The sequence below is a fragment of the Alkanindiges illinoisensis DSM 15370 genome (assembly GCF_000619845.1).
Taxonomy (GTDB): domain Bacteria; phylum Pseudomonadota; class Gammaproteobacteria; order Pseudomonadales; family Moraxellaceae; genus Alkanindiges; species Alkanindiges illinoisensis.
Map to the genome: position 1 here is coordinate 1,120,064 of NZ_JHUX01000003.1, position 13,788 is coordinate 1,133,851.

General features: G+C 44.5%; 15 protein-coding genes. 12 read left to right on the forward strand and 3 right to left on the reverse strand.

Annotation, left to right across the window (positions count from 1 at the left end):
* Positions 1-31 precede the first annotated feature (31 nt).
* The 6 genes from Q337_RS0105660 (at position 32) to Q337_RS0105685 (ending at position 5,125) form a co-directional block, all read left to right on the forward strand.
* Complete coding sequence (locus tag Q337_RS0105660; RefSeq protein WP_026470766.1) at positions 32-691, forward strand: hypothetical protein; 660 nt, start codon at positions 32-34, stop codon at positions 689-691.
* A gap of 207 nt (positions 692-898) precedes the next feature.
* Complete coding sequence (gene rodA, locus Q337_RS0105665; protein WP_026470767.1) at positions 899-2,041, forward strand: rod shape-determining protein RodA; 1,143 nt, start codon at positions 899-901, stop codon at positions 2,039-2,041.
* A 67-nt stretch (positions 2,042-2,108) separates the two neighbouring features.
* The gene (gene mltB / locus Q337_RS0105670; RefSeq protein ID WP_026470768.1) at positions 2,109-3,110 is read left to right on the forward strand and encodes a lytic murein transglycosylase B; all 1,002 of its coding nucleotides are present in this window, start codon (positions 2,109-2,111) and stop codon (positions 3,108-3,110) included.
* A gap of 283 nt (positions 3,111-3,393) precedes the next feature.
* Positions 3,394-4,050 carry a septal ring lytic transglycosylase RlpA family protein gene (locus Q337_RS0105675; RefSeq protein WP_026470769.1) on the forward strand — a complete coding sequence of 219 codons (657 nt, stop codon included), beginning with the start codon at positions 3,394-3,396 and terminating at the stop codon, positions 4,048-4,050.
* A gap of 153 nt (positions 4,051-4,203) precedes the next feature.
* Positions 4,204-4,653 (forward strand): Mpo1 family 2-hydroxy fatty acid dioxygenase, encoded by a 450-nt coding sequence (locus tag Q337_RS0105680; protein ID WP_026470770.1) that lies wholly within the window; start codon positions 4,204-4,206, stop codon positions 4,651-4,653.
* A gap of 31 nt (positions 4,654-4,684) precedes the next feature.
* Positions 4,685-5,125, forward strand: a complete 441-nt coding sequence (locus Q337_RS0105685; protein ID WP_156935709.1) for a hypothetical protein — start codon at positions 4,685-4,687, stop codon at positions 5,123-5,125.
* 83 nt (positions 5,126-5,208) lie between these two features.
* On the opposite strand, the gene tsf is transcribed toward Q337_RS0105685, so the two are convergent.
* A complete protein-coding gene (gene tsf, locus Q337_RS0105690; RefSeq protein WP_026470772.1) occupies positions 5,209-6,087 on the reverse strand; it encodes a translation elongation factor Ts in 879 nt (292 codons plus the stop codon).
* A gap of 161 nt (positions 6,088-6,248) precedes the next feature.
* Positions 6,249-7,013, reverse strand: coding sequence for a 30S ribosomal protein S2 (rpsB, locus tag Q337_RS0105695; protein WP_026470773.1), 765 nt, complete (start codon positions 7,011-7,013; stop codon positions 6,249-6,251).
* Between the two features lie 234 nt (positions 7,014-7,247).
* Here rpsB and map point away from each other — a divergent pair, with 234 nt between their 5' ends.
* A complete protein-coding gene (map, locus tag Q337_RS0105700) occupies positions 7,248-8,072 on the forward strand; it encodes a type I methionyl aminopeptidase (protein WP_026470774.1) in 825 nt (274 codons plus the stop codon).
* A gap of 97 nt (positions 8,073-8,169) precedes the next feature.
* Here the strand turns inward: map and Q337_RS0105705 are convergent, their stop codons facing one another.
* Positions 8,170-9,339, reverse strand: a complete 1,170-nt coding sequence (locus Q337_RS0105705) for a S1C family serine protease (protein ID WP_026470775.1) — start codon at positions 9,337-9,339, stop codon at positions 8,170-8,172.
* A gap of 182 nt (positions 9,340-9,521) precedes the next feature.
* Between Q337_RS0105705 and Q337_RS0105710 the strand changes: the two genes are divergently transcribed.
* The 5 genes from Q337_RS0105710 (at position 9,522) to greB (ending at position 13,666) form a co-directional block, all read left to right on the forward strand.
* Positions 9,522-10,280, forward strand: a complete 759-nt coding sequence (locus tag Q337_RS0105710) for a Nif3-like dinuclear metal center hexameric protein (RefSeq protein ID WP_026470776.1) — start codon at positions 9,522-9,524, stop codon at positions 10,278-10,280.
* Positions 10,281-10,443: 163 nt separating this feature from the next.
* Positions 10,444-11,046 (forward strand): peroxiredoxin, encoded by a 603-nt coding sequence (locus Q337_RS0105715; protein ID WP_026470777.1) that lies wholly within the window; start codon positions 10,444-10,446, stop codon positions 11,044-11,046.
* 154 nt (positions 11,047-11,200) lie between these two features.
* Positions 11,201-11,836: a superoxide dismutase gene (locus Q337_RS0105720; RefSeq protein WP_026470778.1), complete on the forward strand. Its 636-nt coding sequence runs from the start codon at positions 11,201-11,203 to the stop codon at positions 11,834-11,836.
* A gap of 247 nt (positions 11,837-12,083) precedes the next feature.
* On the forward strand, positions 12,084-13,073 hold the full coding sequence (locus Q337_RS0105730) for a patatin-like phospholipase family protein (RefSeq protein ID WP_034279548.1): 990 nt from the start codon (positions 12,084-12,086) through the stop codon (positions 13,071-13,073).
* Positions 13,074-13,186: 113 nt separating this feature from the next.
* Positions 13,187-13,666 carry a transcription elongation factor GreB gene (greB, locus tag Q337_RS0105735; RefSeq protein WP_026470780.1) on the forward strand — a complete coding sequence of 160 codons (480 nt, stop codon included), beginning with the start codon at positions 13,187-13,189 and terminating at the stop codon, positions 13,664-13,666.
* Positions 13,667-13,788 lie beyond the last annotated feature (122 nt).

Genomic DNA, 13,788 nt, shown 5'->3' on the forward strand with positions numbered 1-13,788 from the left:
ATTTCTGTATTGATATTTTTAGGAGATTTTTATGGCAAGTTATTTTGGCATTATCCCATCTGATGAGCTTAAAAGTGATATTAATCTGGCCAAGTCCAATCGGGGCAGCAGCGAGCCACAATATCCTTTACGCGATAAAATCTCTTTAAAACTAAATGATGAGTTAATTGATAATCTGCTGGTTAAGCTGGTTCAGCAATTTCCGGCCAGCGAAAAGCGCGATACAGCCGAAAAACTGGCTGGTTATGTACGCAGTACGGTCAGTGTTTTACTCAAGCAATTATTAGGTAAGGCGCCTAATGAGCAGGTATTAAAATCACTGGAATTTCTGGAAAGCAGCAGTTTTGTTGACAATGCAGGCAATAGCCGTATTGGCGCAGCACTACCTGATGATCTGGTAAACCAGCTTAAAGCCTCTTTTGCTGCCGTACATGCGGGTGAAGGCAAACAGCAGCGCGCTGCACTGACGACGCAGTTCAAACTGTTTGCTGACCAGATCATTAAGCATTTTATGACTGACTATAACAAGACACTGGATCTGGGTCTGATCAAGCGCAAAGCTGCTGAACTGGCAACCAGTGCAGTGGGCAAAGCCGTGCATATTGCGATTGACAAGCTGATTCCTGCCCTAAATCAGGCCGAGCTTGAAGCTGTTGCAACTCACTTTGACAGCCTACTGGTACAAAAGTAATTTGCTGTAAAACTCATCTGCAATACCTGAGCCTGGCGATTGCTGGGCTTTTTTATGCCTGGTCTTAGGTCTGGCTTAAATCTCATGCATAAATCAATAAGGCAGTTTTTTCAGGCCATGCCAGTTCTATGTTAAGATTTGGCTTCAAATTCCCCTCCTGGCTTTTTTCTTCTTTGTGGTTTTACTTCTTCGTGGTTCTACTTGTTCATGGCTGAAAATCCGCAGTACCGCTTTTTACGTTATGCCCCGCGTGATGGCAGCAATATGCAGCTTAGTCCCACTCGCTGGGAACGCATCCATGTTGATCCATGGCTCACTGGCCTGTTCCTGTTAATCGCCAGCATGGGGCTGGTAGTGCTCTACAGTGCCTCTGCACAGGACACCGGGCTGGTAATTCGCCAGTTAGTCAGTTTCATTATCGGTTTTGTGGTGATGCTGGTGATGGCACAAGTGCCACCCAAGATTTATCAGGCATTTTCACCCTGGTTTTATGCCAGTGGCCTGGTGCTACTTGTTGGCGTGATGGTTTTTGGTGAAGTACGCATGGGTGCACAGCGCTGGCTGGATATTCCAGGTTTTGGCAGTGTGCAGCCGTCCGAGTTTATGAAGCTGGCCATGCCAATGATGACGGCCTGGTTTTTATCAGCCAGACCCTTACCACCTACGTTTAAGGCTGTCGTCGTGACCTTGATGCTCATTGGCATCCCGGTGCTATTAATTGCCGAGCAGCCCGATTTGGGGACTTCTCTGCTGGTGATGGCAAGCGGCATGTTTGTGCTGTTTTTAAGTGGCTTGCGCTGGTGGATGATTGGCGCTTGTGTCGGGGCGATTGCAGCCATTATTCCACTGGCATGGTTTTTTCTGTTGCATGACTATCAAAAGCAGCGTGTGCTTACCCTGTTTGATCCTGAAGCAGATGCCTTGGGCACAGGCTGGAATATTATCCAGTCCAAAACTGCGATTGGTTCGGGTGGCATCTTTGGCAAAGGTTATTTAAATGGTACTCAGTCCCATTTGCATTTTTTACCCGAAGGCCATACCGATTTTATCATTGCCGCGTTTTCTGAAGAATTTGGCTTAATGGGGGTTGCCATATTAATGACCCTATATTGCTGCATTATTTTCAGGGCCTTTCAGATTGCCTTTCGCAGTAATCACAATTATGGCCGCTTGCTGGCTGGCGCAATTGGCCTTTCCTTTTTTGTGTATGTATTTGTCAACGCTGGCATGGTCAGTGGCATTTTACCAGTGGTTGGCGTACCTTTACCGTTTATGAGCTATGGGGGAACTGCCATTATCACCCTGATGGCCGGTTTTGGCCTGCTGGTTTCCATTCAAACCCATCGCTAGTTTTGTAATTTCGCGCTTTCTGGAAATAATGATGTTATTTAAAAATCCGTTGTTCAAGAATTTTTCCATTTCACTCCCATCGAAGGATTATCGACGCAGTTTGCTGGCACTGGTGGCCGGTTTTGCCAGCACAGTAGCAGGAGCAAACGATTTTCTGCTTGACCCGGCCTATGCCAATTTTCGCCAGAAAATGATTAATGAATATCAGTTTACGGGTGCAGAAGTTGACACTGCCATGAACTCGGCACAGCGTATTGACCGTATCCTTTCTATTATGACCAAGCCGGGTGAAAGCAAGGAATGGTACGAATATCGCTCGCAATTTCTGGTGGAGTCCACGATTAGCCGTGGTGTGCGTTTTAAGCAACAATATGGCGATGCGCTATGGCGGGCGGAACAGCAATATGGCGTGCCACAATCCATCATTCTGGGCATTTTGGGCGTAGAAACCGGCTATGGTCAAAACAAAGGCAGTTTTCGTACCCTTGATGCGCTCTCTACACTAGCTTTCGGCTATCCACGCCGCGCAGATTATTTTACTGATGAACTGGCAGCGCTATTAGTAATGGCACGTGAACAGCATCAACCTGTAGAAAGCTATGTAGGCTCCTATGCAGGTGCACTGGGCTATCCACAGTTTATGCCCAGCAACATCCGCAAACTTGGTGTTGATTTCAACCAGGATGGCCGGGTCGATATTATTAATGATCCAGTTGATGCCATTGGTTCGATTGCACACTATATGGCGACCTATGGCTGGCAGCGTAATCAACCCATTGGCTTTCGTGCCACTTACCGCGGGTTCAATGATTCACAAGTGGTAGCACCCGATGGCCAGCTTGATAAAACCCGTCCTGCCGGGGAATTTGCAACTTTAGGGTTGGCGCCGCTTAATCCTGCCGTCAAGCTTGATCCTTTGGATATGGTCAATGGCATTCGGCTCATGGAAGATTTTGGGCCAACCTACTGGATTGTCTATCCGAACTACATCACGATTACTCGTTATAATTTCAGTCGTAACTATGCCACAGCAGTTTGGCAGCTTGGCGAAGAAATAATCAACCGCTGAGCTAAATTACATTAGTTACCTAAAGAAACTTCATACAGCAGGTAAAAAAAGCCCTTTAGAGAATTTTTGAAATATTTACTTACATTAATGATTATTTTTTGATCTAAAACTTGCTAAAAACAATTGTTTTTGTAACTGAACGCTATTTTTTATTGGACAAGTATTTAAATTAGTCACTATGATCACCACCAATGACATTCATTTACGATTAAACGTGGCAAAGAAACCTTTTTATGCTTGTTCAAATAAGCATCATATAAGGTTCCCACCGGAGCGTTAACATATGCAAAAATCAGTATTTTCTGTACTGACCTTGTCACTTGGTTTGGCTTTCACTACTGCCTCTCATGCAGATCTGGTACAGGCTCAACCACTCAGCAGTAATTCTGAGTCTGCAAGCCTGGCCAATCGTGTATTGGATCAGGATGGAAAAAGCATTAGTTCAGCATTATTCAAAATGAATACGCCTGTAACTGCTGCTGCACCAGCTAACAAGCCCGCTGTTGTGACTGCATTAAGCATTACAGAAACTGCTGGTAGCCGTGTTAAAACTGAAAATATTCCGGCCCGTGTTGAAAGCACTGAAGAGCCAGGCATTATTGATCGCCTGAGTGCCGTTGCCTCTGAAGCAGTTCGCAAGTTTACCCAGACTGGCATGGCATCCTGGTATGGCCGTCAGTTCCACGGCCGCAAGACTGCCAGTGGTGATACTTTTGATATGTATGCCATGACTGCCGCACACCGCAGCCTGCCCTTAAACTGCTATATCCGTGTGACTAACAAAGATAATGGTAAAAGTGTTGTGGTTAAAGTAAATGACCGTGGCCCATTCCATGGTAACCGCGTACTTGATTTATCCTATGCAGCAGCCAACAAACTGGGCATAGCAGGTAGTGGTACAGGTAACGTGACTATTGAACGTATTGATGCGCCTAACTAATGCATTAATATCGCAATAGCTTTTAGCCACCTTCGGGTGGCTTTAATATTTCTGGATATAGATTTTAGTTAGGCTTACTGAAAGATTTAGACTTGCTTTACAACTGGACTTATGGCATTGTCAGAATGTCATGAAAATTAAGGGACTATGCTCATGCGCAATCTTCAGCAATGGCTTGATGAATATAGTGAAAGCCACCGCAATCTAACCAATAAGCGTATTCACTGGTTATGCGTGCCTGCCATCCTGTTTTCTATTGTAGGATTTAGCTGGCATCTGAGCACAGTCATGACCATTGTCTTGATTGCCTTAACCTTATTATTCTATGCCCGTTTATCCCTGCCCTTGCTTATGGCCATGAGTGTGCTCATGTTACTGATGGTGCTGCTCATCAACTGGCTACCGGTAGGCTCAGGATTTTTTGTTGGCTTGTTTGTGGTGGCATGGATTGGCCAGTTTTATGGCCATAAAGTGGAAGGAAAAAAACCATCTTTCTTTAAAGACCTGCAATTTTTGTTGATCGGCCCAGCCTGGTGCATGGATGCAGCGATTAGCAAGTTTCTTCCAAACTGGCGCAAGCGTCTGGTTGAGCAAACTGCCTGATTTAAAGATAGGTTAACACAAGGTTATATTTTTGAAGTTAGCAATTTATGTCGCTGGTTGCGGGATAGTGCTTGCCGCCTGCTCCAGCGCCGATTCATCAAGTACAGTTAAACCCAGCACTGTATATGAACAATATAATGAAAAAGTTATTCGTGGCCTAAGTTACGAGGAAGAAAAAAGCTACTATACAGAGTCCAGACAAGCAGATATGGAACAAAAAATTCCACAATATATGCAGCAAATGAAAAAAAGCCGTGAACAGGTCATTCAAATGTCCCAGCAAGTTTCCCAGTCAGCGGCCAGATGCAAAAAAATTCATCTGAGCCAGGAACGTATAGAAGCTAACACGGCTTATTTAATCTATGAACAAACTGATAGGTGTAATCCCCAGTCAAGCCATGCGCAAAAACAATCAGTGTTAATGCAGAATGAACAGGGCTGGAAAATTCATCAGGTTGAAATCACAATATAAAGGTTAAATTATTTCAAATACCAAAAGTAATAAAAAACCCTGCAATGCAGGGTTTTTTAAGTAGCTTGCTAAGCGATGAGCAATTACTTGGCAGCTTCAGCCTGAGCAGCAGCAACTTCATCAGCAAAGTTTACTTCTTTCTTCTCAATGCCTTCGCCAACTTCAAAACGCTTGAATTCAGTAACAGTCAAGCCAGCAGCTTTCAGTACGTCACCAACTTTCTTTTCATTGTCGATTACATAAGCCTGACGTAACAACGTTACTTCATTCAGGTATTTATCCAGGCTACCCTGAACCATTTTTTCAACGATGTTGGCAGGTTTGCCAGACTCAATTGCTTTAGCTTCAGCAATTTCTTTTTCCTTGGCCAGAATTTCAGCAGGAACGTCTTCAGCATTAACTGCAGCCGGGTTGAACGCAGCAACGTGCATCGCAACGCCTTTACCAGTTTCTTCGTCGCCACCGGTGTAAGCAACCACAACACCAATTTTCAGACCGTGTCTGTAAGTTGCAAGTTTTTCACCTTCAACGATGTAGCCACGACGTACCTGAATGTTTTCACCAATTTTTTGAACCAGTTCAACACGTGCTTCTTCAACGGTCAGGCTGTCATCAAATTTCAGGTTAGCAATTTCAGCAGCGTCAGTTGCATTGTTTGCAAGTGCAACTTCAGCGACGCGGTTGGCAAATTTTGTGAAGTTTTCATCTTTGGCAACAAAGTCAGTCTGGCTGTTGACTTCAAGCAATAAAGCGCGATTACCGTCCTGAGCAATAATGATTGCGCCGTCAGCAGCAATATTACCTGCTTTTTTGGCAGCTTTAGCCTGACCAGATTTACGCAGGTTATCAATGGCTACTTCAATATCACCACCCGCTTCAGTCAATGCTTTTTTGCATTCCATCATGCCAAGGCCAGTACGGTCACGTAATTCTTTTACCATGCTTGCGCTAATTGCAGTCATGCTTGTCTCCTAAACTGTCATTTAAATCAAGAAATTAATTGCAAATAAAAACGGCCCATTGGGTTTACCGCCTGGGCCGTTACATCGGTTTACTGGTAGATGGTGACGTTAAAGCATGTCAAAGCCATGAAAAACTGCCAATAGAACCGATGTATCCAACATTAAGCGTCGGTAGCAGCAGTTTCTTCGCTAGCTTGTTCAGCTGGCTCGGCAGCTTTTGCGCCACCCTGAGTCTGCGCATATTCTTTACCCGCCAGAATTGCGTTTGCCATAGAGCTGGCATACAGGGTAACCGCACGGATCGCATCGTCATTACCAGGAATGATGTAATCAACGCCATCCGGGTTAGAGTTGGTATCAACAATACCAATTACCGGAATACCCAGGTTTTTGGCTTCTTTGATGGCAATCGCTTCATGGTCAACGTCAATGATGAACAGGGCATCTGGCAAGCCGCCCATGTTTTTAACACCGCCCAGTGAACGCTCCAGCTTTTCCATTTCGCGGGTGCGTTCCAGCGCTTCACGCTTGGTCAGCTTGGCGAAAGTACCGTCCTGAGACTGAACTTCCAGATCTTTCAGACGGTTGATGGACTGACGCAGGGTTTTCCAGTTGGTCAGCATGCCGCCCAACCAGCGATGGTCAACATAAGGCTGGCCAGCACGTTGCGCTTGTTCACGAATAATATTGCTGGCAGCGCGTTTGGTGCCAACAAACAGTACCTTGTTCTTTTTGCTGGCCAGATTGTTAACAAAATTTAGCGCATCGTTTAACGCAGGAACAGTGTGCTCCAGGTTAATGATATGAATCTTGTTGCGGGCACCAAAAATGTAAGGACCCATTTTTGGGTTCCAGAAACGGGTTTGGTGACCAAAGTGTGCGCCTGCCTGTAATAGGTCACGCATGCTTACGTTATATTCTGCCATGATATTTACCTTAAATATGGGTTAGGCCTCCATATGTCCGCATTGTCCACTTTCCTGTTGGTTAAAAACAGAAAAGCACCCAGATCAATGTGTCGACATATGTGTGGGATTGACCGTCTAATCATGGTTTTTGGATAAATAACTTTGGTATAAATTATTACCCAAAAGCATTTGCTAAAACGGGGCGCTATTTATACCATATATAGGTCATTTTTGCCAAAAAAAATTAAGCCCATGAATAGTTTTAGCTCACCAAACCGGCATTTGATCAAATCACCTGACGCCATCGAAAAAATGCGGGTTGCAGGTCGTTTGGCAGCCGAGGTGTTAACCATGATTACGCCTTTTGTCAAAGCTGGTGTAAGCACACTTGAGCTAGACAAAATTTGCCATGATTATATTGTTAATGTGCAAAATGCCATTCCTGCCTGTCTGGGCTACGGTGGTGGTCATGGCCGCAAGCCGTTTCCTGCGGTAATCTGTACTTCGGTAAACCATGTGGTGTGTCATGGTATTCCATCAGAAACCAAAATCCTGAAAAACGGTGATATCGTTAATATTGATGTTACTGTGATTAAAGACGGTTATCATGGTGACACCAGCAAGATGTTTATTATTGGCGAAGGCTCAATCCTAGCCAACCGTATTTGTGCAGTTGCACAGGAAGCCATGTATAAAGGCATGGAAACCGTTAAAGCGGGTTCCTATGTAGGTGATATTGGCGCTGCTATCCAGAAATATGTGGAATCCGAGCGCTTTAGCGTCGTACGGGAATATTGCGGTCATGGCATTGGCACCACTTTCCATGATGATCCGCAAATCCTGCATTACGGCAAGGCAGGCACTGGCATGCGTCTGGAAGCTGGCATGACCTTTACCATTGAACCCATGGTTAATGCCGGAGTTTGGCAAACTCGCCTATTGGGTGACAACTGGACAGTCGTAACCAAAGACCACAAGCTATCAGCCCAATGGGAACATACGATTTTGGTCACTGAAACCGGTATTGAAGTGCTGACAGCCCGTCCGGAAGAAGATTTATCCCGCTTTCAGGCATAATAGTGTCCGCATTCGACTGCTTTATTTAATTTTAAAAAAACCGCTCATGATGAGCGGTTTTTTATATGAAGCAATATTCACCAGGAAGAAAAAGCAATCATTCCATCCAGCCCGGCAATTCCATCACTGGTGTATTTTTTTGCTGTGGACGCTCGGCTACCGTGACTTTAAGACTGATATTTTCCTTGCCTCGCTTCACCAGCATAGTGATCACTGTATTGGGTTTTTGCTGGGCAACCCATTTAATCAGCTGGGTTGCACTTTGCATGGGCTGATTATTGACAGACAAAATAATATCGCCTTTTTTCAGTCCACCCTGATCTGCAGGGCCTTTTGCCAGTACACCCATCACTTGCACGCCAGTATCAGGTGCTGTGGTGCTTGGAAACTCAGAAGGGTCTACGCCTTTAACTTCAATTCCCAGCCAGCCACGGGTGACCTTGCCATCTGCAAGAATAGATTGCCATACCTGTTGGGCAAGCTTGGCCGGAATGGCAAAACCAATACCCAGCGACCCGCCTGTTCTGGAAAAAATTGCCGTGTTGATGCCTACCAGATTACCTGCCACATCAATGAGCGCGCCGCCTGAGTTACCAGGATTGATGGCAGCATCTGTCTGAATGAAATCTTCGTAGGTATTAATGCCAAGACCAGAACGTCCGGTAGCAGAAATAATTCCCTGTGTGACAGTCTGGCCTACCCCGAATGGATTACCGATTGCCAGTACAACATCACCCACTTCACTGGGAGAATTTTTAAACGGTAATACTGGCAAATTGCTGAGCTCAATTTTGATCACGGCCAGATCAGTATCCGGATCTGTACCAATCACTTTTGCAGTTGCACGCCGTCCATCCTGTAGCGCCACCACAATTTGTTCTGCCTGCGCCACCACATGATTATTAGTTAAAATATAGCCATCCTTGCTAACAATGACACCTGAACCCAGACTGGTTTCATCATCACTGCTTTCCTGAGGAAACTGGCGCTCAAAAAACTTGCGTAATACTGGATCTTCGATTTGTGGATGGGCAATTACTTTTTGAGTGGTAAAGATATTCACTACCGCTGGCGCAGCGACTTTAACCGCCCGATTATAGGAAACTACTCCGCCCTGAGGTGCGGTAGATAATAGCGGTTTTTGTTTTTCTGCAGGCAGATTTGGCATGACAGGCTCTATGGGCCTATTTTGCTGGTGCCAGACAAAAAATCCTATGACAAAAATAAATAATAAAATCCAAGGTAACCAAATCATGGTGCGACGCACGTGTATACCCCTTTTTATCTGATACTTTATTGTGAATGCCTTTTCAATTCAAAGTTTGCATTCACATGACCACCTGACCTGCCTAAAAACTTAAAGGCAAGGCAATAAACCATACACCGGGTTTGGCAATTATTGTAAAGTGTTTAACTATAAATTAATCAGTTAAATAGAGTAATGTTGTTATGGTTGAGTTAAATCAATTATTGGCATGGTGTAATAAAACCCTAAATGTGAAGGCATTTAAAGATTATTGTCCCAATGGCCTGCAAATTGAAGGCAGCCATAGCGTCCATAAAATAATTACAGCGGTGACAGCCTCGCAAGAAGCTATTGATGCTGCGGTTGCAGCAAAAGCCAATGCATTAATGGTGCATCATGGTTATTTCTGGAAAGGTGAACCTGAACCGCTGACAGGCATCAAAGGCCAGCGAATCAAAACACTCATGCAACACGATATTTCCCTGATTGCCTATCACCTGCCACTGGATGCTCATGTGAGTTTGGGAAATAATGCAGCTCTGGCCAACTTGCTTGGCATTCAAATCACTGGCCCACTTGATCCCACTGAAAACCAGCCTATTGGTAATGTAGGGGAACTCACAGCACCCATGTCAGCTGATGAGTTCAGCATACACCTGACCAATTGCTTGCAGCGTACGCCGTTACATATTGCTGGCGCATCAGCCACGATTCAAAAAGTGGGCTTTTGCACGGGTGCAGCACAGGACTTTTTATATAAAGCCGCTGCGCTTGACTGTGATGCTTATATTTCCGGTGAAGTAAGTGAGCGCACCTATCATGAAGCAAAAGAATTGGGCATTCATTATTTTGCCTGTGGACATCATGCAACCGAGCGCGGTGGCATCCAACGCCTGGGGCAGGCTGTCGCACAGCAGTTTAATCTGGACGTCACCTTTATGGATTTTAATAATCCGGTTTAAACTTCCTGATGACGTTATTTAATAAATAATGAACTATTTTTTAGGCAAAAAATACATTTTACCTGGCTATAGTCTTGCTATCTGTAACAGGTTGCGGCATGGTAATGCAGTTCTTTTTCACAGCAAAAATCTGATTGATTTTTAAACAATTTTGGAGAAATACATGGCAGTTCTCGTTGGAAAACCAGCACCAGATTTTAATGTAGCCGCTGTACTGGGCAATGGCGAAATTGTCGATTCCTATTGCTTTAGCGACGCCAGCAAAGGCAAATATGCGCTAGTATTTTTCTGGCCTCTGGACTTTACCTTTGTTTGTCCATCCGAAATTATTGCGCTTGATAACAAGATTGAAGAATTCAAGGCTCGCAATGTTGAAGTGGTGGGCGTGTCGATTGACTCGCAGTTTACCCATAATGCATGGCGTAATACCCCAGTGAATGCAGGTGGCATTGGTCCGGTTAAATTTACCATGGCTGCCGATACCAGACAGGATATTGTACGCGCTTATGATGTGCAGTCTGCGGGTGGCGTTGCATTCCGTGGTGCATTTATTATTGATAAAGACGGCATTGTTCGCTCACAAATTATTAATGACCTGCCACTGGGCCGTAATATTGATGAAATTATCCGTATTGTTGATGCATTGCAATTTACCGAGCAGCATGGCGAAGTATGCCCAGCCAACTGGCAAAAGGGCGATAAAGGCATGACAGCGACGCCTGCAGGTGTTGCTTCTTATCTGTCTGAGCATGCTACTAGTTTATAAGTAGTCTGGTTATTAGTATCTAATTTTTAATACTAAACTACAAAACTTTAATGCTTTTGTACCACGCACACAGCATGGCATACTTGAAACCGACAGTTTTACGAAAACATGCTGTTTTTAAAATCAATTTCCCAGCGAACGCAAGGAAAACACCATGACACAAATTTCTTTACCCGATTTACCTTATGCTCATGACGCACTTGAGCCGCATATCAGCAAAGAAACACTGGAATATCACCACGACAAGCACCATCAGGCCTATGTCACCAACCTGAACAACCTGATCAAGGGCACTGACCTTGAAGATAAAGAGCTGGATGAGATTATCCGTGCAACAGCTGGTGATGCTGCTGATCCAAGCAAAGCGGGTATTTTCAATAATGCAGCCCAGGTATGGAACCATACCTTTTACTGGAACTGCATGACGCCTAATGGTGGTGGTCAGCCTACTGGCCCGGTTAGCGATAAAATCAATGCTGCATTTGGTAGCTATGAAAAATTCGTTGAAGAATTTACCAAGGCTGCAACGACCCAGTTTGGTTCTGGCTGGGCATGGCTGGTTGCTGATCAGGTAAACGGCGATCTATCCATTATGAAAACTGCCAATGGCGACAACCCAATGGCGCATGGCAAAACTGCCATTCTGACCATTGACGTGTGGGAGCATGCATACTACATCGACTTCCGTAATGCACGTCCTAAATACATTAGCACCTTTATTGATCACCTGATCAACTGGGACTATGTAAATGCCAAACTGGCTGGCCAGCCTGCTGGTGTTGAAAAGTAAGCTCAAAAGCAACAGGCTTTTGTCTGCTAAAAAAACAGGTCTTTTGGCCTGTTTTTTTTTATATCCGCTTTTTACTTTATTCTTATTAATTCATTTACCTGTAATAACGTTGTTTACCGAATCCTGCTATAACCGAGTTGTAGGCTCTCTTTATAATCTGGCTCATTCATCTATCAATTGATCGCCAATACCTTTGCCTATGCCAAAAAAATCTTTCCTTCCCTGTACTATGACGCTCTTTAAATTCATGCAACGCCATACTTTAACTTCCATGCTGCTGGCCAGTAGTGTGTTGCTTAGCGGTTGTAGTCACATGGCTACGCCCCCCTCGCCTGCCACCATCACAAAAATTGCAGATGCGCGTGAATATGAATTACAAAAGGCAGGTCTGGCGTTAAGGCAAAAACTGGGTAAAAACCAGCCGATGGTAGCACTGGTTCTCGGCAGTGGTGGTGCACGCGGCTATGCCCATATCGGGGTGATCCGCATTCTGGAAACTTATGGAATTAAACCTCAACTGATTGTAGGCACTAGCGCAGGAAGTATTGTTGGAGCCTTATATGCCAGCGGTAAAAATGCAACCCAGATGGACAAAATTGCCAGTAGCCTGAAGAGCTCCGATGTGCGCGATATTACCCTGAGCCGTCAGGGATTTTTTAACAGTGAAAAAGTGGCTGATTTTGTCAACAGGCAAGTCAACAATCGCTCGCTGGAACAACTGGATATTCCACTGTTTGTGGTAGCAACCGAGCTGCAAACAGGGACACGCGCTGTTTTTAATTATGGAAATACCGGACAGGCAGTCAGTGCTTCAGTGTCTATTCCCAGTATGTTCGTGCCCACTTCAATTAGCAAGAAACAATATGTTGATGGCGGTCTGGTTAGCCCTGTTCCTGTAGAAGTGGCCAAAAGTCTGGGAGCCGATGTCATTATTGCGGTAAATATTTTGGCACAACCGGAAAACACCCCTACGACCAATATCTGGGGTCTGTTTAACCAGAACATTAACGTGATGCAAAACCGGCTGGCTTCATATGAACTCAAAGACGCTGATATTGTAATCCAGCCCAACATCAAGGAAAAACAACATATCTTTTCCCTTGATTCGCGGATGCAAAATATTGTGGCTGGTGAGGAAGCAACGCTATTTCAGATGGACAAGATTAAATATGCCCTTGAAACAGCGCGGCAAAAGCTGGCACAGCAAAGCACACCTGTCATCCAGACTCTACCTTAACAGGTACAAGCACGGGTCTTGTTGAATAAACCGTTTGCCATACCTTCATTTCACTGGCTTTGTACCTTGAGTGAATTAGAATTACCCACGATTTGATTTTATAACCAATACCTATGTCCAGAGCACCCTATATTACCGCTGAAGGCTATAAAACCCTTTCTAATGAACTGAGCTACTTGCTGCGTGTACGGCGGCCAGAACTAACCCGGGCTGTCAGTGAAGCTGCCGCACTGGGTGATCGCTCAGAAAATGCAGAATATATTTATGGCAAAAAACTGTTGCGTGAAACTGACCGACGCATCCGGTTTTTACAAAAAAGATTACCCGATTTAAAAGTGATTGATCGTTTGCCGGATCAGCCGGAGCGGATTTTTTTTGGTGCATTTGTAGAACTTGAAAATGATGAGGGTGAACTTTTAAAAATCCGTATCGTGGGTTCTGATGAATTTGTACCTGAAAAACACTGGATTAGTATTGAATCTCCACTAGCTCGTGCTTTATTGGGCAAACAAGTCGATGACGAAGTTTTTGTGCAACTGCCTCACAATCAGCAAGCAAATTACATAGTAACGCACGTTTCATACAAAATTTGACAAATGCATTATAAAAGTCTAGTATTCTCAGCTCAGAAATTAATCACCTGAATTGTTAATTTGTAACAATCAGTAAATAAATAACCTTAACCCTAAGGTTAACCCAAGTTTTGTCGTCTGGA

Bases quoted from the DNA above. Each gene is read 5' to 3' on its own strand.
- rpsB (WP_026470773.1), bottom strand. From the start codon at position 7,013: ATGGCAGAATATAACGTAAGCATGCGTGACCTATTACAGGCAGGCGCA.
- rodA (WP_026470767.1), top strand. From the start codon at position 899: ATGGCTGAAAATCCGCAGTACCGCTTTTTACGTTATGCCCCGCGTGAT.
- Q337_RS0105730 (WP_034279548.1), top strand. From the start codon at position 12,084: ATGCAACGCCATACTTTAACTTCCATGCTGCTGGCCAGTAGTGTGTTG.
- Q337_RS0105720 (WP_026470778.1), top strand. From the start codon at position 11,201: ATGACACAAATTTCTTTACCCGATTTACCTTATGCTCATGACGCACTT.
- greB (WP_026470780.1), top strand. From the start codon at position 13,187: ATGTCCAGAGCACCCTATATTACCGCTGAAGGCTATAAAACCCTTTCT.
- Q337_RS0105715 (WP_026470777.1), top strand. From the start codon at position 10,444: ATGGCAGTTCTCGTTGGAAAACCAGCACCAGATTTTAATGTAGCCGCT.
- Q337_RS0105660 (WP_026470766.1), top strand. From the start codon at position 32: ATGGCAAGTTATTTTGGCATTATCCCATCTGATGAGCTTAAAAGTGAT.
- map (WP_026470774.1), top strand. From the start codon at position 7,248: ATGAATAGTTTTAGCTCACCAAACCGGCATTTGATCAAATCACCTGAC.
- Q337_RS0105675 (WP_026470769.1), top strand. From the start codon at position 3,394: ATGCAAAAATCAGTATTTTCTGTACTGACCTTGTCACTTGGTTTGGCT.
- tsf (WP_026470772.1), bottom strand. From the start codon at position 6,087: ATGACTGCAATTAGCGCAAGCATGGTAAAAGAATTACGTGACCGTACT.
- Q337_RS0105680 (WP_026470770.1), top strand. From the start codon at position 4,204: ATGCGCAATCTTCAGCAATGGCTTGATGAATATAGTGAAAGCCACCGC.
- Q337_RS0105710 (WP_026470776.1), top strand. From the start codon at position 9,522: ATGGTTGAGTTAAATCAATTATTGGCATGGTGTAATAAAACCCTAAAT.